Raw genomic sequence first — 19267 nt, 5'->3', positions numbered from 1 at the left:
TGATGATTCGTATTGGCCATGGCTTTGATGTACATAAGTTTGGTGGTGAAGGCCCGGTAATTATTGGTGGTGTAAGCATCCCTTACGAGCAAGGTCTTATTGCACACTCAGACGGTGATGTTGCCCTTCATGCGTTGTGTGACGCTCTATTGGGTGCGATTGCTGCGGGTGATATTGGTCGTCATTTCCCTGATACTGATGACGAATGGAAAGGCGCGGATAGCCGTGAACTACTGAAAGATGTTTACCGTCGAGTAAAAGAACAAGGTTACGTGATTGGTAATGCCGATATTACTATCATGGCGCAAGCTCCAAAGATGGCGCCTCATATAGACTCTATGTGCCAAGCTATTGCTCAAGACCTAGAAACCAGCATTAGCAATGTGAATGTAAAAGCGACGACCACTGAGCGTTTAGGTTTTACAGGTCGCAAAGAGGGCATCGCATGTGAAGCGGTGGTCCTAATTACTAAAAGTGCGTAAGCACCAACACGAAAAGAACAGCATGTCAGATATTTTATCTTCATTGGCTTATCTAAACGGTAAACCAACTGTGAAAGCAAAACTAAAAGCAAAAGCCGAACACTTTGTCGTTAATGAAGACTTGGGTTTTGAGTTTACTGGTGAAGGCGAGCACCTAATGGTTCGTATTCGTAAAACTGGTGAAAACACGAGTTTCGTAGCAAACGAGCTGGCTAAAGCTTGCGGTGTTAAGTCGAAAGACGTGAGCTGGGCAGGTTTAAAAGACCGTCACGCGGTGACTGAGCAGTGGTTGAGTGTACACCTACCAAAAGGTGAGCCTGACTTTTCAGCTTTCTTAGCACAGTACCCAAGCATTGAGATCTTGGCGACAGCACGACACAACAAAAAGTTACGCCCGGGTGATTTAGTTGGCAACCAATTCGAGCTGACTTTGTCTGAAGTAACAGACTGTGATGATGTCGTAAAACGTTTGGAAAAAGTCGCTCAAGTTGGCGTGCCAAATTACTTCGGTGCTCAGCGTTTTGGTAATGAAGGTAACAACTTATCTGAAGCTCGTCGTTGGGGCCGTGATAACGTTCGTACTCGTAACCAGAATAAGCGCAGCTTGTACCTTTCTGCGGCTCGCTCGTGGATTTACAACCTGATCCTGTCAGACCGTATTGAGCAAGATGCGTTTGCATCGGCATTGGTTGGCGATATTGTCATGAAAGACGGCGCTCAACTAACGGTAACAGCGGACAATATCGAAGCAGTAAACCAAGACATCGCGAATGGATCTGCATTGGTTACTGTTGCTTTGGCTGGCGATAATGCTTTGCCAACGACTGATGAGTCTCAAGCGTTAGAGCAAAAACATCTTGATTCTGAACCTGACCTAATGGCGCTGATTCGCGGTAACCGCATGCGTCATGACCGTCGTGAAGCATCGTTAAAACCAACCGATTTAACTTGGGAAGTGAACGAAGATAATGTCACTCTTAAGTTCTCTCTAGACGCAGGTTGTTTCGCAACTGCTATCGTTCGAGAGTTGGTTGAAGAAGTACACGTAGAAAGAACCTACGAGCAATAACGATTCTGCTTGGAGCTGGGTCACTTGATATTGGAATTTAAGTGGCTTGGCTTAGCATGGGAACAAAAGAAAGGATACAAGATGAAGATTTTACTCAGCAATGATGATGGTGTGCACGCTCAAGGTATTCATGAGCTGGCAAATGAGCTACGTGATCTTGCTGAAGTTATCATTGTTGCCCCTGACCGTAATCGCTCGGGTGCGTCAAATTCATTAACTTTAGAACAGCCTCTGCGTGTACAAGAGATTGCTGAAAATACCTATTCGGTACAAGGAACACCGACCGACTGTGTGCATTTTGCGTTAAACGAACTGCTAAAGAATGACATGCCTGATCTGGTATTAACGGGCATTAATCACGGTGCTAACCTGGGTGATGACGTGCTTTATTCCGGCACGGTGGCAGCAGCAATGGAAGGGCATTTTCTAGGTGTTCAATCGGTAGCGTTTTCTCTGGTGGGAAAAAAACATTTTAAGACAACGGCAGCGATTGCTCGTCGTATTGTCGAACAACATTTAGCAAACCCAATCCCGACCAATCGCTTGTTGAACGTGAACGTTCCTGATTTAGCCTTAGAACAACTGTCCGGTACTCAGGTGACACGCCTAGGTGCTCGTCATCACGCTGAAGATATGATCAAGCAAAAAGACCCGCGTGGTCACGATATCTATTGGCTCGGCCCTCCGGGCAAAGAGCAAGATGCCGGTGAAGGTACCGATTTTTACGCGATTGAGCATGGCTTTGTGTCGGTAACACCGTTGCAGGTTGATCTGACGGCGCATGAGTCGTTGGGCGCGATGGCAACATGGTTAGGGGAGAAGTAAGTGAGTAATCCGCAAGCTGAGCGTTTAATTACTTTTCTGATTGAAAATGGTATTCAGGACCAAAAGGTTCTTGATGCGATTTACCAACTGCCGAGAGAGAGTTTTTTATCACAGGCGATGTATCACCAAGCCTATGATAATAATGCGCTGCCTATCGGTCAGGGTCAGACAATCTCACAGCCATACATTGTTGCTAAAATGACAGAGCTACTTGAATTACAACAAGATAGCCGTGTCTTGGAGATCGGAACGGGTTCTGGTTACCAAACTGCGGTATTGGCTCAACTTGTTGATCATGTGTATTCGGTTGAAAGAATAAAGTCGCTACAATGGGATGCGAAACGTAGGTTGAAGCAACTCGATTTCTACAACATCTCAACTAAGCATGGTGATGGTTGGCAAGGATGGTCTTCAAAAGCCCCTTTTGATGCGATTATTGTCACCGCCGCTGCAGAGTCGATTCCTCAAGCGCTTCTGCAACAGCTGAAAGATGGCGGTCGTTTACTGATTCCAGTCGGTGATGACGAACAGCAACTATTGAAGATCGTTCGACACGGCGATGAGTTTTTATCGAGTGTTATCGAGATGGTGAGATTTGTACCTCTTGTTCCTGGTGAGCTAGCTTAATAAAAGACTAATGGTGTAGGTGGATAGAGAGTCGATGCGTTCGAAGTTGTTAAAAGGAAGTACTTTACTGCTTAGCTGTGCCCTTGTTGGGTGTGCAGCGAATTCGCCTGCGCCCGTTTCAAGCCTAAACAAGAATTACTCATCGATAGATCGTGGTAGTTACCGTGGCAGTTACTATGAAGTTAAAAAAGGCGACACCCTTTACTTCATTGCCTATGTCACCAATAAAGACGTTAAAGATCTTATCGGTTATAACAAGTTGTCTGCTCCTTACACTATCCACCCAGGGCAGAAGCTTAAGTTATGGCGTCCTAGCTACAACGCGCCAGCGTATGGTAAGTCAACGGTAGCGGCAGCAGCAGTTGCTGCGCCTGTCGCCGCATCCACAACGTCATCTGCGGCAAGTAAACCGAAAACCACACCACAAAAGAGCAAAAACTCTAAACCGGCTCCAGCTCAAACTACCACCAAAGTGGTGAAAAAAGATCCACCAAAGAAGGTTGAACAATCCAAATCAAAGGAGTATGTTGGTTCTAAAGGTAAACAGAATGTTACACCGTCCACCAAACCAACAAGTGATAAAGTATCCAAATGGTTATGGCCAACTAAAGGGAGAGTAATCAAGAATTTCTCTGTAGGCGAACAAGGAAATAAAGGCATAGACATAGCAGGACAGCGAGGTCAGCCAATAGTATCTACTGCAGGGGGAACGGTTGTTTATTCGGGTAATGCACTACGAGGCTACGGCAATCTAGTGATTGTGAAGCACAATGATAATTACTTAAGTGCATACGCGCATAACGACCGACTATTAGTATCTGAAGGGCAAAGTGTGAAACCAGGGCAGAAGATTGCAACAATGGGAAGCTCTGGAGCTAGCAGTGTTAGGCTGCACTTTGAGATTCGTTACCAAGGTAAATCCGTTAATCCAAAACGATATTTACCTTAAATACAATATGCAAAAATTACGTATTGTATGGAGTGACATAGTCATTTAGCGACATATGAAGTTGTAATGTCATGCTAATTTCGCCAGGGGGAGGCGTTATGAGTATAAGCAATGCAGTAACCAAAGAAGAGTTCGATCTTGACCAAGCAACCACGGAACCGGAAGCTCTTGGAAAAGCAAAACGAACAGTCACTAAGAAAACCGAAGCGAAAGAAGAAGTTGAAGTTACGTCTAAAAGTTTAGATGCCACTCAACTCTACTTAGGCGAAATCGGTTTCTCACCACTACTAACCGCTGAAGAAGAAGTGCTATACGCACGTCGAGCTCTACGCGGTGATGAAGCAGCACGTAAACGCATGATCGAAAGTAACCTGCGTTTGGTGGTAAAAATTTCACGTCGTTATAGCAACCGCGGCCTTGCACTTCTCGATCTAATCGAAGAAGGCAACCTAGGTTTAATTCGCGCCGTAGAGAAGTTTGATCCAGAGCGTGGCTTCCGCTTCTCAACTTACGCGACATGGTGGATTCGTCAAACCATTGAACGTGCGTTAATGAATCAGACTCGCACTATCCGTTTGCCAATCCATGTTGTGAAAGAGCTGAACATCTACCTACGTACTGCAAGAGAGCTATCACAAAAGCTTGACCATGAACCAACGGCAGAAGAAATTGCTTCTAAGCTAGATAAACCGGTTGGTGATGTGAGCAAGATGCTTCGTCTAAACGAACGAGTGAGCTCTGTTGATACGCCAATTGGTGGTGACGGTGAGAAAGCGCTGTTGGATATTATTCCAGACATCAACAATTCAGATCCTGAGGTTTCAACTCAAGATAGCGATATCAAGAACTCGTTGATTTTCTGGCTTGATGAACTGAATCCTAAGCAGAAAGAGGTGCTTGCACGTCGCTTTGGACTACTGGGTTACGAACCGTCAACACTAGAAGAAGTAGGCCGTGAAATTAGCCTGACTCGTGAACGTGTTCGTCAAATCCAAGTTGAAGGTCTTCGCCGTCTACGTGAGATTCTTATCAAGCAAGGTCTGAATATGGAAAACCTGTTCAACGTAGAAAACGACTAATTGAACGGATGATGCTTCTCTAAATAGAAGACAAATAAAAACGCTGACTTTAAGTCAGCGTTTTTTTGTTTGTGGCTTTGGTATTTCATGCCGTCTAATGAAAATAGCAGTACGGCCATAACAAGCTACTTGGTAAGAAACTAAAGCAGCTTCTTCAAGCGGTAAAGTTCTTCTAATGCTTGGCGAGGAGTTAGATCATCAGGATCAACATTCGCCAGTGCTTGCTCTACTTCACTCGGTTCTGGGATCAGGCTCAGCTGATTTGCGATATCGACACCGCTTGGCTTCGATGTTGGCGACTCCATACTTAACGCTTCTAACTGAGTCAGCTTCGCACGAGCATTCTTAATCACCGCTTTCGGTACGCCAGCTAAACCTGCAACCGCTAGGCCGTAAGATTTACTTGCTGCACCTTCCTGAACTGCGTGCATAAAGGCAATGCTGTCACCATGCTCAACCGCATCTAAGTGTACGTTTGCTAAAGTTGGAAGTTGGTTAGGTAGTTCAGTTAGCTCAAAGTAGTGCGTTGCAAACAGTGTCATCGCATTGATTTGATTAGCTAGCCACTCTGCACTTGCCCAAGCCAGAGACAGACCATCGTAAGTACTGGTGCCACGACCGATTTCATCCATTAGCACTAGGCTATTTGGTGTCGCGTTGTGCAGGATATTTGCGGTTTCTGTCATCTCAACCATGAAGGTTGAACGACCAGAAGCCAAATCATCGGATGCGCCAATACGCGTAAAGATACGGTCGATAGAGCCGATGGTTGCGCTTTCTGCAGGAACATAACAACCGATATGAGCCATCAATGCGATGAGTGCCGTTTGGCGCATGTAGGTCGATTTACCACCCATGTTGGGACCCGTGATGATCAGCATCTTACGTTGATCATTCAGGTCGATAGGGTTAGCAATGAAAGGTTCGTCCATCACTTGTTCAACAACAGGGTGACGACCGGCCTGAATTTGTACGCCAGCAGACTCTGTCATGGTTGGACGACAGTAATCAAGGGTATCTGCACGCTCAGCCAAGTTCTGTAGAACATCAAGCTGAGATACTGAAGAGGCGATATTTTGTAGGCGCTCTAGATACGGCAGTAGTAAGTCAAACAACTCTTCCCACAGCTGTTTCTCGATAGCGAGTGCTTTCGACTTAGAGTTAAGTACTTTGTCTTCGTGCTCTTTTAGCTCAGGAATGATGTAACGCTCAGCATTTTTCAGCGTTTGACGACGAACATAGTGTGGCGGCACAAGATGACTTTGCCCACGGCTTACTTGAATGAAGAAACCATGTACGTTGTTGTAGCCAACTTTTAGCGTGTCGATGCCATGACGTTCACGCTCTTCTTGCTCAAGCTTATCAAGAAATTCAGTTGCGCCTGCTGCAAGGTCGCGCCATTCGTCTAACTCGGCATTGTAGCCTTCTGCAATCACACCACCGTCACGGATAACCACCGGTGGGTTCTCTTTGATTGCACGTTCAAGCAGCTCAGAAACCTCATCCACAGGAGAAGCATATTGAGCAAGTTGAGTTAGGTATGGGTGCTTCAGTTGCGTCAGTGTTTCAGCAAGCTCTGGCAAATATTCCATTGCTTGGCGAAGACGCGCCATATCGCGAGGGCGAGCAGAGCGAAGTGCTAATCGAGCGAGAATACGTTCGATATCACCAATCTGCTTTAAGGTTGGTTGTAGCTCTGTGAATAGAGCCAGATCTTTCATCTCACCAATCGCATCTAGGCGCTGATCGAGTGCAGAGATATTGCGCATTGGTTGATGTAACCAGCGCTTAAGCATACGGCTACCCATTGCTGTCGCAGTGTGATCAAGTACTTCGGCAAGGGTGTTATCAGTACCACCACCAAGATTTTGCGTGATCTCCAAATTACGACGAGTTGCAGCATCAAGGATCACCGAGTGATCTTGTTTATCCATCGTCAGTGAACGGATATGAGGAAGGGCAGTACGCTGGGTATCTTTCACGTATTGGATCAAACAACCAGCCGCACATAGACCCAGTTTCGCACCTTCTACGCCAAAGCCAACCAGATCGCGAGTACCAAACTGCTTATTCAATTGCTGCTTAGCGGTGTCTAATTCAAATTCCCATACCGGGCGGCGGCGGTTGCCATTACGGCTTGCCATTAGATTGACAGGTTCGAAATCTTCAGGGAAGAGTAGCTCACGTGGTGAGGTTCTCTGCAGTTCTGCGGCCATTGATTCTTCGGTTTCTGGCTCGCAGAGTTGGAATCGACCGGAGGTAATATCCAGTGTCGCGTAGCCAAACTTACCGTTGTGATGGTAGATGGCTGCAATCAGGTTATCAACGCGCTCAGAAAGCAATGCCTCATCGGTCACGGTACCGGGTGTAACGATACGTACAACAGCTCGCTCAACAGGGCCTTTTGAAGTTGCTGGATTACCAATCTGTTCACAAATTGCTACGGACTCACCAAGTTGCACTAACTTTGCAAGGTACCCTTCAACGGCATGGTAAGGAACACCCGCCATAGGAATTGGCTCACCGTTTGATGAACCGCGTTTAGTCAGTGAAATATCGAGGAGTTGAGAAGCTTTTTTAGCATCATCGTAGAAAAGCTCGTAGAAATCGCCCATGCGGTAGAACAGCAGAATTTCTGGGTTTTCTGCTTTCAGTTTTAGGTACTGCTGCATCATGGGAGTATGTTTTTGATCGGCTTTCACAGTTAACTTCTTTCGTTTATTTCTATTGCGGCTTAGGATACGTGAAAGCGTTTCGTGCGAAAAGCAGCTCAAGCGAAAAGATGCAAAAGCCCTAACAAAAAACACCTCGTTAAAGGTGTTTTGTTTTTGTGCTGTCTGATTTTATCGGCTTATTTTACATGTATGTTCGCCATATATTCATCTTCAGCCCAGTACATTCGTTGTGCTACTTTGGCTTCTGGATTCAATTCAACACCGTCTAATACGCGTTCTTTGAATCTTAGGTAGCCACCTTGGTCAATGAGGTGACCCATATGTAAATACTTAGGAATACCTTTCAGCATTTCTTTCTCAAACTCAAATAGGTTTTCAATAACCTGATGAATCACTTCTTCGGTTACCCAATTTAAGAATAGTTTACCCACACGTGGGGTTTTCTTCGACGTACGTCCACCTAGCTTAACCATGTACAACTGTTTTGGATTACGTTGCCATGCCAAAGTTGGGCAGGCAAGAACACACTCACCGCAGCCGATGCATTTGCTTTCTTCTTTGGTTGCTTTGCCATCGACAATAGATAGGCAGTTCACAGCATGGTGAGAGCAAGCGTCAACACAAGCACCACAACCAATACAACGCTCTGATGTGAAATCAATCTTTGCTATGCCTAATATACCGAAGTCTGCCATGTTGGCTTTAGCGCAATCATTAGGGCAGCCCGCAGCGACAATCTTCAAGTGATATTTGCTTGGGTATACGTGATGTTCTAAGCGCTGTGCTAGTCCAGTCGTATCGGTATTGGCTTTTTGACAAATTTGGCTGCCTTGGCAAGCGACAATATTTCGTCCACCAATTGATTGGTAACCTGCCTCAAGATCCTCCACTTCAATGCCACAAATATCTTGAGTAATGTCTTCAATAAATGGGCGCAGTGCTTTATTTACTTCTGGAATATCTTCGTAGCGTATACCTGGCATCGCCAATTTTTGGCGAGTCGTGAGGTGGATAATACTGTTACCCCATTTCTCGGCAATTTCTTGCGCAGTTGCAAGTAGGTGAGCGGGCATGATGCCACCAGGGATTCGAACACTGATCATGCATTCGCCACGAACTTTCGATAGACGATAGTCCGCATCAGCACGCATCTTGATAATATCTACATCTAAACTCATCGTCGTCTCCCTAATCAACCAGTGACTGTGCTTCGTCGTATTGGAATACAGGCCCGTCAACACACACGTACTTTTCACCAATACGGCAGTGCCCACATTTACCTACAGCACAAGCCATTTTTCGCTCGTAATCTACCCAGATTTGCTCTTCTTTAAGACCAAGCTCTAGAAAAGCTTTCACAACGAACTTGATCATAATTGGAGGGCCAACAACAATCAGTTGCACGTCGTGAATATCTGATAGATCAAGCGTTTCGATGTATTTAGTCACAAGACCAGTTTGATAAAACTCGTTGTTGGACTCTTCATCCAGCGTACAAATCAGGTTGATTGTGTCGTTCCAATGCTTCATTTCTTCTTTGTAAAGGACGGCTTGATCGTTTTTGTAACCGACAACCACGTCCATTGATTTTACTAACTGAGTCTCGTGACTGAAGTGGTTGATCAAACCTTTTACAGGCGCGACACCAGTGCCACCAGCAATCACAATTAAGTGCTTACCGTAGTATTTTTCCATTGGATAACCATTACCATGAACACCACGCATCCATACCATGTCACCAACATGTTTAGTAAATAGCTCATCGGTAACCTTACCGACTTTACGGATCAGTAGGTCGATATAGCCTTCACCAAAGTCTGAAATGGAGATAGGAGCTTCACCGAATAATGGTAATGAAACTTCAACAAATTGGCCGAACTTCACATCGAAGTCACACTCGACACGAAAGTTCCATTCGATCTCAGTATGCTTAGTGATGTCTAAGATCTTGTACGGTTGAGGTACTAATTGATTTTTACACTGGCACATTTTCGGCCTCATTCTTCAAAGTTAATTCAATTTGATCAGACATTTTATTGATTATGTTGCTGAACGAAATGTAATGCGGACAGCGGTCATCACAGCGACCACAGCCAACACACATATGGTGCTCACCTTGGCGTGCTTTGAAGTCATTAATTTTGTGCAGAGCGCGGTAACGAAGTCGTTCGCCCGTCTTCTGCCTGAATTGGTGTCCACCAGCCATATCGGTAAAGTTGCCTGTCATACAGCTCGCATGCTGACGACGGCGCTCACCCACTTTAGCTTCTTGGTTGTAAGCCACATCAAATACGCTGTAGCAGCTACAGGTAGGGCATGATGTTGTACAGCGACCACAGCCAATGCAGCGGCTGTCGTATTCATTCCAAATCGGGTTGCCTGTTAGGATCTCGCGAACCTTAATTGGGTCACCATATATTTGGTCAGGTGTGCGTACTTTTACGTGGTTTTCTTGAACAAAACCTGTTTTATGATTTGATTCAATGCCGACTTCAGCCAAGTATTTAGCAAAGGCTTCATCTTGAATTACCACATCAGCGCCGCCACCAGAAGAGAAGCGAATAGAGGCCGCAAAGTTAGTGGTCGTATTGGCATTCATTGATACGCAGAAGCAATTTTCAAAGCTTGATTCGCACTCAATTAAAACTAATTTGAGCTTTTCGCGTAGACGTTTGTAGTAGAAATCTTCATTTCCCCCATTTTTTAAGAACATGTGATCCAAGCTTTTTAGGGCATTGATATCGCAAGCTCGCAAAAATAAAACAACAGGTCGAGGGTCGACTTTTGACTCTCTGAGTTCGTTTCCATCTAACCAAAACAGAGTTTCAGTGATAGGAAAAACCACTTCTTTTGGAGAGAAATGAGACTTTTCCTTCCAGACGATATCGCTAAAAGACTCTATTTCGTCGTAGATTAGGTTATCAGTATGAGCAAACCGGCCGCCCATACGTTCGTACATCGGTGACATCACTCGGTAGGTTTCTTTCAAATCTGAAATGACACCTTGGAGTTCATCATTAGTTAAAAATTTAGACATGTTCTGCCTCTGGCATTTTTGTGAAAAATCTGCGTACGTAACCATCGAACGTTTCACGCTTGGTGAACCAGTCAATGGTTTCTGAAAGTTTGACGACGTGGCCTACGACGATGACGGCAGGCATGGGTGGATTACAGATATCGACAGCATCGGGGAGTTCACTTAACGAGCACCGAATGACGCGTTGGTCATGTCGCGTACCGTTGCTGATAATGGCTGTCGGAGTCTCTTTTCTTAGCCCATGGTCGATGAGGTTCTTTGAAATGTTGCCCGCTTTGTGTAGACCCATATAAAACACAATGGTGTGATTTACATTCGCGAGACCTTTCCAGTTAATGTGGTCTGAATCATGTTGGTCGCGTGCAGTGACAATCGTGACGCCGTTAGATATGCCGCGATGAGTGACGGGGATTCCAGCGTAACTGCAACAACCAACTGCAGCTGTGATCCCGGGGACTATGTCAAATGCTATGCCTGCATAGTCGAGAAAAAGCGCTTCTTCGCCACCACGTCCAAATACGAAAGGGTCTCCGCCTTTAAGGCGACAAACTGTCTTGCCTAGCTCTGCGTGTTTTAGGATCTTCTGGTTGATCTCAGATTGAAGTATGCACTTTGAATTGAAAACTTTGCCGACGTATACCTTTTCAGTCTCTTCGGGGACAAATGCAAGAATGTCAGCGGATATCAGATTGTCGTAAATAACTACATCGGCTGTTGAAATGATGCGTAATGCCTTAACCGTAAGAAGGTCAGGGTCACCGGTTCCAGCACCAACAATATACACATGCCCGTTTTGTTTAATACTTGGGGTTAGTTTCATTTCATTACTCAAATTGTGGTTATATGAGAATGGTAAATGACGGAAGTGTTCAGGAAAATTAAGTTCTAATTAACATGCGTTAATCATTATTGAATATTTAGAGATAAAAGATGTTGCGTGTGAATTAAGCAATAGCGACAACATTGAGTTGGAATTCGCGGAAGTTATGAGAGGCTGTTTGTTATCGAGTTTAGGTTTTGCTCTTTCGTTTACTGTGGTTGAGTAATACGATGTCGTAAATCAATTTTAATGATCATTTCCATCGTTAGTCGTTAAACATGAGAAGGAGTATCGTTGTGCAAATAGAAAAGACACTATGTGAGAAGTTAGGTGTATTACTAGTGAAACACAAACACGTGTTAGTGACGGCTGAATCTTGCACTGGCGGAGGTGTCGCGAGTGCAGTCACCGAGATTGCGGGCAGCTCTGGGTGGTTTGATCGCGCTTTTGTTACGTACAGCAATGAAGCCAAACAAGAGATGATAGGTGTACAACTTAAAACCTTAATTGAGTTCGGCGCTGTTAGTGAGCCTGTCGTAATAGAAATGGCGAGCGGGGCATTGCAATATTCAAACGGGACTATCTCTGTATCAATCAGTGGCATTGCTGGCCCAGGTGGCGCGACCGAAGATAAGCCTGTTGGTACGGTATGCTTCGCGTGGAAAGCGCTAAATGGTTGGGATAAAGTAGAAACGCATGTATTTACAGGCGACAGATCACAAGTACGCCAACAAGCCACGCACCATGCCCTGCAAGTTATTTATGATTACCTATCAATGGAAGGTAAGTAACATTTGTACAAATTATTTTCATACAGGTATAGACACTGTATGAATCAACAGTATAATGAAAGCCAATTAGTCACCCCTATGTGGGTTAGAAATAGATTCTAGATCGCTTGTTGAGACAACCGATTATGTGGAGATAGAAATGGACGAGAATAAACAAAAAGCGTTAGCCGCAGCCCTTGGTCAGATTGAAAAGCAATTTGGTAAAGGTTCTATCATGCGTCTTGGTGATAACCGCACAATGGACGTAGAAACTATTTCTACAGGTTCTCTATCTCTAGATATCGCACTAGGTGCTGGTGGCCTACCGATGGGACGTATCGTAGAAGTTTACGGTCCAGAATCATCAGGTAAAACAACGCTAACGCTTGAGCTTATTGCTGCAGCACAGAAAGTGGGCAAGACGTGTGCATTCGTTGATGCGGAGCACGCACTAGACCCTATCTACGCTCAAAAGTTGGGTGTGGATATCGATGCACTTCTTGTTTCTCAACCAGATACTGGTGAGCAAGCGCTTGAAATCTGTGATGCACTGGCTCGTTCAGGTGCAATCGACGTTCTTGTTATTGACTCAGTAGCAGCACTAACACCAAAAGCAGAAATTGAAGGCGAAATGGGCGACAGCCACATGGGTCTTCAGGCTCGTATGCTTTCTCAAGCGATGCGTAAGCTGACGGGTAACCTTAAGCAGTCTAACTGTATGGCTATCTTCATTAACCAAATTCGTATGAAAATTGGTGTGATGTTCGGTAACCCAGAAACAACAACAGGTGGTAACGCACTTAAGTTCTACGCATCTGTTCGTCTTGATATTCGCCGTACTGGTGCGATTAAAGATGGTGATGAAGTTGTTGGTAACGAAACTCGTATCAAGGTCGTTAAGAACAAGATTGCTGCACCATTCAAACAAGCTGAGACTCAAATCCTTTACGGTAAAGGCTTCAACCGCGAAGGTGAGCTTATCGACTTAGGTGTTAAGAATAAGCTAGTAGAAAAAGCAGGCGCTTGGTACAGCTACAAAGGCGATAAGATCGGCCAAGGTAAAGCTAACGCTGGTAAATACCTACGTGAAAACCCAGAAGTTGCTCTAGAGATCGATACTAAACTTCGTGAGCTACTACTGACTCCTGCTGTTCTTGAAGAGAAAGACGTAGAGAAAGAAGAAGAAAACGAAGAGCTATAAGCTCACGTTTTATAGAGTGGATGTTTGAAAGAAGCATCCGCTTTGAAAGAAATTTAAAGCCTCGCATATTTTATGCGGGGCTTTTTTATTGGAGCAGCTCCGTCGAGCATGTATTTGGTCAACTCTCTTTCGTTGACTGAGTTTCTTCGGTACTAGGTCGTCAATTTAGTTCTGCTTTTCCACGGTTAGATATAGTGGAATATTCTTCATTTTATCGAATTCCCACTAAAATCCTGCCCAAGGGTGTCTTTTCTACAAGAAAACTAGTCGAAGCCTTAACCATGATCTACAATACGGCAAAATTCTAACTCGACTATTTTCAGGAAGAGCTGCATGTACATGAGCACTGATGAGGTTCGCAACGCGTTCCTTAAGTTCTTTGAGAGCAAAGAACACCAAATCGTAGACAGTTCATCGTTAGTTCCACATAACGATCCAACCCTGCTATTTACTAACGCAGGTATGAACCAATTCAAAGATTGCTTCTTAGGCGCCGAAAAGCGTGCCTACACTCGAGCAACTACGGCTCAGCGTTGTGTACGTGCGGGTGGTAAACACAATGACCTTGAAAACGTAGGTTTCACGGCTCGTCACCACACGTTCTTCGAAATGCTAGGCAACTTCAGCTTTGGCGACTACTTCAAAGAAGAAGCGATTGGTTTTGCTTGGGAATTCCTGACAGAAACTCTTCAACTGCCAAAAGACCGTCTGCTGGTAACGGTATACGAGACAGATGATGAAGCATTCGATATCTGGAACAAGAAAGTAGGTGTTCCTGCTGACCGTATCGTTCGCATTGGCGACAAAGAAGGCGGTAAACAGTTCGAGTCTGATAACTTCTGGACGATGGGTGACACAGGTCCTTGTGGTCCATGTACTGAAATCTTCTACGATCACGGTGAGCACATCTGGGGCGGCCGTCCTGGCACACCTGAAGAAGATGGTGACCGTTTCATCGAGATCTGGAACAACGTATTCATGCAGTTCAACCGTCACGCTGACGGCACAATGGAACCGCTACCTAAGCCTGCTGTAGATACAGGTATGGGTATTGAGCGTATTTCTGCAATCATGCAGGGCGTTCACTCTAACTACGAAATTGATGTATTCCAAAAGCTAATCAAAGCGACTGCGGAAGTTGTGGGTCATGACGATCTATCTAACCAATCGCTACGCGTTATTGCTGACCACATCCGTTCTTGTTCATTCCTAATCGCTGACGGCGTTATGCCTTCAAACGAAGGTCGTGGTTACGTTCTACGTCGTATTATTCGTCGTGCAGTTCGTCACGGTAACAAGCTTGGCGCACAAGGCGTGTTCTTCCACAAACTTGTGGGTGTACTGGCTGAAGTGATGGGCTCTGCGGCAGATGAACTTAAGAAACAGCAAGAGCTTGTTGAAAAAGTACTTCGCATTGAAGAAGAGAACTTTGGTCGTACTCTAGAGCGCGGCATGGTTATTCTTAATGACGCACTAGACGCACTTGAAGGCAAAGAGCTTGACGGCGAAACAGTTTTCAAACTTTACGATACATACGGCTTCCCAGCTGACCTTACTAACGATGTAGCTCGCGAACGCGACTTTACTATCGATGAAGAAGGCTTTGAGAAGGCGATGGAAGCGCAGCGTAAGCGTGCTCGTGAAGCGGGCCAATTCGGTACTGATTACAACGCGACGATCAAAGTAGACACCAATACTGAGTTCTGTGGTTACACAGCTACTGAAGGTGCTGGTGAAATCTCTGCGCTATTTGTTGACGGCGAAGAAGTATCTTCACTATCGGCTGGCGACAAAGCAATCATCATCCTTGAAGAGACGCCATTCTACGCTGAGTCAGGCGGTCAGTGTGGTGATGCTGGTACACTAAAAACAGCGTCGGGTCTTTTCAAAGTACAAGACACTCAGAAGCTAGGTAACGCATTTGCGCACCACGGTGAGCTAGTTGAGGGTGTATTTGCTAAGGGCGATAAAGTAGAAGCAACGGTTGACGCTGAGCGTCGTGCTGCTATCTCACTAAACCACTCTGCAACTCACTTACTTCACTCTGCATTACGCGAAGTGCTAGGTGAGCACGTTGCTCAGAAAGGTTCTTTAGTTAAGCCAGACAACCTTCGTTTTGACTTCTCTAACCTTGAAGCGGTAACACCGGCACAGATTAAAGAAGTAGAGCGTTTGGTTAACGCACAAGTTCGTAAGAACCACGTGATTGAAACCAACATCATGGACATCGAGTCAGCGAAAGAGAAAGGTGCAATGGCACTGTTTGGCGAGAAGTACGATGATGAAGTTCGCGTTCTATCTATGGGCGATTTCTCTACTGAACTTTGTGGTGGTATCCACGCAAGCAACACGGGTGATATCGGCCTATTCAAGATCACTTCTGAAGGTGGTATTGCTGCGGGTATTCGTCGTATTGAAGCGGTAACGGGTGAAGCTGCTCTAGATGCAGTAGAAGCTCAGGCTAACGCTTACGAAGAGAAACTTGCTGAATCAGCTAAGAAAGCGAAATCGCTAGAGAAAGAAATCCAACTGCTTAAAGAAAAGATGGCTGCTGCAGAAAGCGCAAACATCATGGGCAAAGTAGAAGACATCTCTGGTACTAAAGTTTTGGTTGCTGCAATTGAAGGCGCAGACAACAAGAACCTACGTACTATGGTTGATAACGCTAAAAACCAAGTAGGTAGCGGTATCATCCTGATCGCAAACGTAGCAGACGGTAAAGTTGGCTTGATTGCTGGTGTAACCAAAGACCTAATCGGCAAAGTAAAAGCGGGTGATCTCGTTAAGATGGTTGCTGAGCAAGTTGGCGGTAAAGGCGGCGGTCGTCCAGATATGGCTCAAGCGGGCGGTACAGATGTTGAAGCACTGCCAGAAGCGCTTAAATCTGTACGTACTTGGCTAGAAGAACGTCTTTAAGCTTAAGTAATTGATACAAAGATGCCCAATCAGTTGATTGGGCATCTTTTATTTTGCTTATTGGAAGTGTGTTTAAACAAGGTTTGATTGAGATTAACCAAGAAGTCTAATGGTGGCGTTAGACTCCTTGGTTAATTTTTTATTGCTTCGCCCTGACGCGGAGTATGTGTTTTTTTGTCATATATAGACATTGGTCTTGGGAAGGTGAGGACGGGTGAAAATGCCTCTTATCGTGCAGAAATTTGGTGGAACGTCGGTGGGTTCAATTGAACGAATCCATCATGTAGCAGAAAAAATCATTGAAGCGAAAAATGAAGGGAACCAGATTGTGGTTGTCGTTTCTGCTATGTCTGGTGAAACAAATCGGTTAGTTAACTTAGCCACACAAGTTGATAGCGTACCAAACGCTAGAGAACTGGATGTGTTGTTAACGGCTGGCGAGCAAGTTTCCATGGCCTTGTTAGCAATGACGTTACACAAGTTAGGTTATGAAGCGACATCGATGACTGGCTACCAAGCCAAGATACACACGGATTCTAATCATAATAATGCAGCGATTGAGCGTATTGATACTGGCCCGATTCAAGCACTGCTAGATGACAACCAGATTGTCATTGTTGCAGGCTTTCAAGGATTCAATGCGAAAGGCGATATCACAACATTAGGTCGCGGTGGTTCAGATACTACAGCGGTCGCGCTTGCAGGTGCCTTGCAGGCGAAAGAATGCCAGATCTATACTGATGTAGATGGTGTTTACTCTTGTGACCCTAGAGTCGTAAAACAATCTCAGAAACTAGATACTTTAGACTTCCCTTCTATGGAAGAGATGGCTCGCCGAGGCGCTAAGGTATTGCACCTTCCTTGTGTTCAGTATGCATGGCAGCACAACGTGCCATTGCGAGTGCTTTCAAGCTTTGAACAAGGCGAGGGTACATTGATCGCGGGTAATCATTGTTTGAATGATATTGCTGGCATCGCCATCCAAAGAGATATGGTGCGTATCGAGTGTTTGAATGAAGATTTACCGTCTTTCATTTCACATTGCCAACTGTTGGGGATCGAAGTCTGTAGTGTGATCGAGGAAACAGAACGGGCAGCACTCATTATTAAACAAGACATAAGTGCCAAATTAAAACTAGTTTTTGATGAGAAAATCCGTAATAGTGAACAGGTTAGTTTGTTAACTGTGGTAGGAAGCCGAACACAAGAAATTGTGGTCAGTTCACATGGATTGTTGTCTGAAGGCGAAATTGATGTACAGCATCACTTATTGCAGCAGCAGTCTTTAACTTTGGTGATATCACCAACGCAAGTCGATATGGCTGCTAACATATTACACAATGCATACATCGTAGCGCGTGAAACACAGGGTTATCCTAAAAAAGAAGTGCATTTTGGTTAAATAAACTCAATCGATAGTTTACGAAAATATAACTTTTGTTGGATAATGCTCTCGTAGCTAGATAAATTTAGAGATTACTCAAGGAGCAAAGAATGCTAATTTTGACTCGCCGCGTTGGCGAAACACTGATGATTGGTGATGAAGTAACAGTTACTGTACTAGGCGTTAAAGGTAACCAAGTACGTATCGGTGTTAACGCACCTAAAGAAGTATCTGTTCACCGTGAAGAGATCTACATGCGCATTCAAGCTGAAAAAGGTAATGGTAACGTTGCATCTGGCAACTACTAATACTTTTGCGTAGAGAAGAGGCTAGCATTGTTGCTAGCCTTTTTTGATCTTGGGGAATAGAAACACTCATTGCGATATAGATAGGTTGGATAACGCTTCGGTCTTAAAGTGGTGAAGTGAATGCTTTGTGATGTTGTGAGATACAGACAAGGTTGAACAGAACGGTTGCTCTGTATTTTGTTTGGCAAAACTCAAGATTTATTAGCTTCCCCTATGGCGAAAATACGCATCCCGTAGTATTGTGCCATCAGCGGTAGCACTTGCTGCTGGAGAAATTAGATAATTGTTTTCGGCTGTTTATTATTGCCAATCTTTCACCTTAATTTTTAAGGGAAAAAGCGCGATTTGAATCTTATAAGTTCAATTTGCAAGCGCTTTGATTAAATAGCAAACGGTTGAGTGTTTTTGTCCAATTTTTTTCAATAAAGTGTTTGACATATTTTCGGTAAAACGTAATATGTGCCTCCGCAAGACGGTGAGGTGGCCGAGAGGCCGAAGGCGCTCCCCTGCTAAGGGAGTATGTGGTTTGTAGCTGCATCGAGGGTTCGAATCCCTCCCTCACCGCCATTTCTTGCGAGTCTAAAATTAGCAATTTAGACAATGTAAATGTGCGTCCTTAGCTCAGCTGGATAGAGTACCTGGCTACGAACCAGGCGGTCGGAGGTTCGAATCCTCCAGGACGCGCCATTCTCTCTTTTCTTACTTGTAAGTGATTTGAGAATAATGAATTAGGTGAGGTGGCCGAGTGGCCGAAGGCGCTCCCCTGCTAAGGGAGTATGTGGTTTGTAGCTGCATCGAGGGTTCGAATCCCTCCCTCACCGCCATTCATTACAGGCCGATGGCCTTTTTTTTTCTTCGTAGCAACAAGAATGTGATATATTTCACAACTTCATTCTTAATGAATGAACACCGTGCGTCCTTAGCTCAGCTGGATAGAGTACCTGGCTACGAACCAGGCGGTCGGAGGTTCGAATCCTCCAGGACGCGCCACTATTTAAGGGTTTATTTCTTTTAAGAATGAAAGTCCTTGTATTGACTAAGTTGATACTAAAACCGTGCGCTCTTAGCTCAGCTGGATAGAGTACCTGGCTACGAACCAGGCGGTCGGAGGTTCGAATCCTCCAG

Annotated in this window: 16 protein-coding genes and 4 tRNA genes; 15 read left to right on the top strand and 5 right to left on the bottom strand. The window is 44.9% G+C overall.

All coding sequences use genetic code 11. The features are described 5' to 3' along the window. The first annotated feature begins 2 nt into the window (after positions 1 to 2). The 6 genes from ispF to rpoS all read left to right on the top strand — a co-directional run bounded on the left by ispF (position 3) and on the right by rpoS (position 5031). On the top strand, positions 3 to 482 hold the full coding sequence (gene ispF / locus MSG35_RS22335; RefSeq protein ID WP_004739053.1) for a 2-C-methyl-D-erythritol 2,4-cyclodiphosphate synthase: 480 nt from the start codon (positions 3 to 5) through the stop codon (positions 480 to 482). 22 nt (positions 483 to 504) lie between these two features. After that, the gene (gene truD / locus MSG35_RS22330) at positions 505 to 1551 is read left to right on the top strand and encodes a tRNA pseudouridine(13) synthase TruD (protein ID WP_248385025.1); all 1047 of its coding nucleotides are present in this window, start codon (positions 505 to 507) and stop codon (positions 1549 to 1551) included. An 81-nt stretch (positions 1552 to 1632) separates the two neighbouring features. After that, positions 1633 to 2376, top strand: a complete 744-nt coding sequence (surE, locus tag MSG35_RS22325; protein ID WP_248385024.1) for a 5'/3'-nucleotidase SurE — start codon at positions 1633 to 1635, stop codon at positions 2374 to 2376. After that, positions 2377 to 3003 (top strand): protein-L-isoaspartate(D-aspartate) O-methyltransferase, encoded by a 627-nt coding sequence (locus MSG35_RS22320; RefSeq protein ID WP_017059029.1) that lies wholly within the window; start codon positions 2377 to 2379, stop codon positions 3001 to 3003. 34 nt (positions 3004 to 3037) lie between these two features. Further along, positions 3038 to 3952, top strand: coding sequence for a murein hydrolase activator NlpD (nlpD, locus tag MSG35_RS22315; RefSeq protein WP_050620526.1), 915 nt, complete (start codon positions 3038 to 3040; stop codon positions 3950 to 3952). Positions 3953 to 4050: 98 nt separating this feature from the next. Continuing rightward, complete coding sequence (gene rpoS / locus MSG35_RS22310; RefSeq protein ID WP_017059027.1) at positions 4051 to 5031, top strand: RNA polymerase sigma factor RpoS; 981 nt, start codon at positions 4051 to 4053, stop codon at positions 5029 to 5031. Positions 5032 to 5171: 140 nt separating this feature from the next. Here the strand turns inward: rpoS and mutS are convergent, their stop codons facing one another. From mutS to cobA, 5 genes are all read right to left on the bottom strand, one after another. Then, positions 5172 to 7733 carry a DNA mismatch repair protein MutS gene (gene mutS / locus MSG35_RS22305; RefSeq protein WP_050634018.1) on the bottom strand — a complete coding sequence of 854 codons (2562 nt, stop codon included), beginning with the start codon at positions 7731 to 7733 and terminating at the stop codon, positions 5172 to 5174. A 149-nt stretch (positions 7734 to 7882) separates the two neighbouring features. Next, complete coding sequence (gene asrC / locus MSG35_RS22300) at positions 7883 to 8884, bottom strand: sulfite reductase subunit C (RefSeq protein ID WP_248385023.1); 1002 nt, start codon at positions 8882 to 8884, stop codon at positions 7883 to 7885. A 10-nt stretch (positions 8885 to 8894) separates the two neighbouring features. Then, positions 8895 to 9695 carry an anaerobic sulfite reductase subunit AsrB gene (gene asrB, locus MSG35_RS22295; RefSeq protein ID WP_248385022.1) on the bottom strand — a complete coding sequence of 267 codons (801 nt, stop codon included), beginning with the start codon at positions 9693 to 9695 and terminating at the stop codon, positions 8895 to 8897. Further along, entirely contained in the window at positions 9682 to 10743 is a 1062-nt protein-coding gene (asrA, locus tag MSG35_RS22290) for an anaerobic sulfite reductase subunit AsrA (RefSeq protein WP_248385021.1), read from the bottom strand. The genes asrB and asrA overlap by 14 nt, the downstream gene beginning before the upstream one ends. Continuing rightward, entirely contained in the window at positions 10736 to 11563 is an 828-nt protein-coding gene (gene cobA, locus MSG35_RS22285) for a uroporphyrinogen-III C-methyltransferase (RefSeq protein ID WP_248385020.1), read from the bottom strand. Before cobA ends, asrA begins: the two co-directional genes overlap by 8 nt. A gap of 278 nt (positions 11564 to 11841) precedes the next feature. Between cobA and MSG35_RS22280 the strand changes: the two genes are divergently transcribed. From MSG35_RS22280 to MSG35_RS22240, 9 genes are all read left to right on the top strand, one after another. Beyond that, entirely contained in the window at positions 11842 to 12354 is a 513-nt protein-coding gene (locus tag MSG35_RS22280) for a CinA family protein (RefSeq protein ID WP_248385019.1), read from the top strand. A gap of 139 nt (positions 12355 to 12493) precedes the next feature. Next, the gene (gene recA, locus MSG35_RS22275) at positions 12494 to 13534 is read left to right on the top strand and encodes a recombinase RecA (protein ID WP_017056586.1); all 1041 of its coding nucleotides are present in this window, start codon (positions 12494 to 12496) and stop codon (positions 13532 to 13534) included. Positions 13535 to 13867: 333 nt separating this feature from the next. After that, complete coding sequence (gene alaS, locus MSG35_RS22270; RefSeq protein WP_048615632.1) at positions 13868 to 16450, top strand: alanine--tRNA ligase; 2583 nt, start codon at positions 13868 to 13870, stop codon at positions 16448 to 16450. A gap of 220 nt (positions 16451 to 16670) precedes the next feature. Further along, positions 16671 to 17852: an aspartate kinase gene (locus MSG35_RS22265; RefSeq protein WP_248385038.1), complete on the top strand. Its 1182-nt coding sequence runs from the start codon at positions 16671 to 16673 to the stop codon at positions 17850 to 17852. Between the two features lie 92 nt (positions 17853 to 17944). After that, a complete protein-coding gene (gene csrA, locus MSG35_RS22260; protein ID WP_004415691.1) occupies positions 17945 to 18142 on the top strand; it encodes a carbon storage regulator CsrA in 198 nt (65 codons plus the stop codon). 474 nt (positions 18143 to 18616) lie between these two features. Continuing rightward, positions 18617 to 18709: transfer RNA gene (locus MSG35_RS22255), tRNA-Ser, on the top strand. Between the two features lie 43 nt (positions 18710 to 18752). Further along, positions 18753 to 18829: transfer RNA gene (locus MSG35_RS22250), tRNA-Arg, on the top strand. Positions 18830 to 18873: 44 nt separating this feature from the next. Continuing rightward, positions 18874 to 18966 (top strand) — tRNA-Ser (locus MSG35_RS22245). Positions 18967 to 19055: 89 nt separating this feature from the next. Beyond that, positions 19056 to 19132: transfer RNA gene (locus tag MSG35_RS22240), tRNA-Arg, on the top strand. Positions 19133 to 19267 lie beyond the last annotated feature (135 nt).

Source organism: Vibrio sp. 1CM23M (assembly GCF_023161755.1).
In the GTDB taxonomy this organism is placed as follows: domain Bacteria; phylum Pseudomonadota; class Gammaproteobacteria; order Enterobacterales; family Vibrionaceae; genus Vibrio; species Vibrio coralliirubri.
Note: the sequence above shows the minus strand (reverse complement) of the source record. Positions and strands in the feature narration are given on the sequence as shown.